General features: G+C 45.9%; 1 protein-coding gene and 1 tRNA gene. Both read right to left on the bottom strand.

Annotated features, from left to right (window positions below):
* The coding region (locus A3739_RS28200; RefSeq protein ID WP_082878460.1) for an integrase arm-type DNA-binding domain-containing protein at positions 1 to 1,111 on the bottom strand (1,111 nt) is incomplete at its 3' end.
* A 156-nt stretch (positions 1,112 to 1,267) separates the two neighbouring features.
* Positions 1,268 to 1,344: transfer RNA gene (locus A3739_RS17010), tRNA-Met, on the bottom strand.
* Positions 1,345 to 1,415: the final 71 nt, after the last annotated feature.

The raw sequence follows: 1,415 nt of genomic DNA, 5'->3' as shown, positions 1-1,415 counted from the left end.
TAGCGTCTTTTACTGCGTGCGCTAACTGGTGCTCTATCCAATCAATACGATAACCCAAGACTTCATCTAATAAAGTTCGGGCCATTGCTCTAAAGCCATGCGGTGTCATTTGCTCGTTTGTATAACCAAGCGTTCGTAAAGCTGTTCTTACTCCGTTCTCGCTTAGTGGCCTGCTAACGCCTCGCGCATTAGGAAACACATATTGATAGCGGCCTGTATGTGGCACCATGCCTTTGATTAATTCGACTGCTTGCGTTGAAAGTGGCACCAGATGCGGTTCGCGCAGCTTCATCTTCTCAGCAGGAATTGACCATAACTTTTCTTCTAGATCGATTTCTTGCCATTCCATGTGGCGAAGCTCTCCAGGACGAACAAATAAAAGTGGGGATAACTTTAAGGCTGTCTCAACTACCTTCGTTCCCTCAAAGCCATCTATCGCTATCAACAACTTCTTGGCTTCTCCTGGTGTTGTTACTGCGGCAAGATGCTTTTCTTTTGGCTTGGTTAAAGCTCCATCCAAGTCTCTTGATGGATCGCGTTCAGCCCTTCCCGTTGCAACTGCGTAGCGGAATATTTGTCCTGCTGTTTGCTTTACTCTATGAGCAGTATCATGCCTGCCTTCAGATTCTTTCTTTCTGAGAACTGCTAATAATTCTTGAGGGGTAATTTCGGAGATCGGACGTTTACCAAGGTCGGGCTTTAGATACTTATTAACGAAGCGTTCAACACGCACCGTATGACCTTCAGACCAATGTAACTTTTCTTTTTCTAACCACTCACCAGCAATCACTTCAAAGCTACTGGCAGCATTAACATGCGTCTGGAGTTTCTTTTGACGTTTTACATCTGACGGGTCTAAACCTTCTCTTAACTGTTGACGAGCAATCGTTGCTTTTTCTCGCGCTTCTTTGATGCTGACTTCAGGGTAAACCCCAAAGGCAATACGCTTTTGTTTGCCTGCAAATCGGTACTTTAAACGCCAGTATTTTCCGCCATTTGGCATCACTTCAACGTAAAGACTTTGACCATCAGACAAGGTATAAGGCTTGTCCTTCGGCTTAGCGTTCTTGATGGAAATATCGCGTAGTTTGTTTATTTCTTTTGCAGACATAAATGGCACCAGCGTTTTTAGGTGTGGCATCAAATATGGCACTAAGTGGTGCCAGTTGTCTACGGTTCGAGAAGAACTCTTACGGAATGAATAGGCACAAAAAAGCCCGCAGTTGGCGGGCTTAGAAGCAGTTGCGGTATGTCGCGAACCTTTATTTGGTAGCGGGGGCCGGATTTGAACCGACGACCTTCGGGTTATGAGCCCGACGAGCTACCAGGCTGCTCCACCCCGCATCAAAACTTTTTGCTTGTTCCTAGCTGGTTCTAGGCTCAAGGTTTGAGAGATTTTGTCTGGCTGCGTTTGC

The organism is Oleiphilus sp. HI0067, from assembly GCF_001635735.1.
This window is presented reverse-complemented; position numbering and strand designations above follow the sequence as displayed.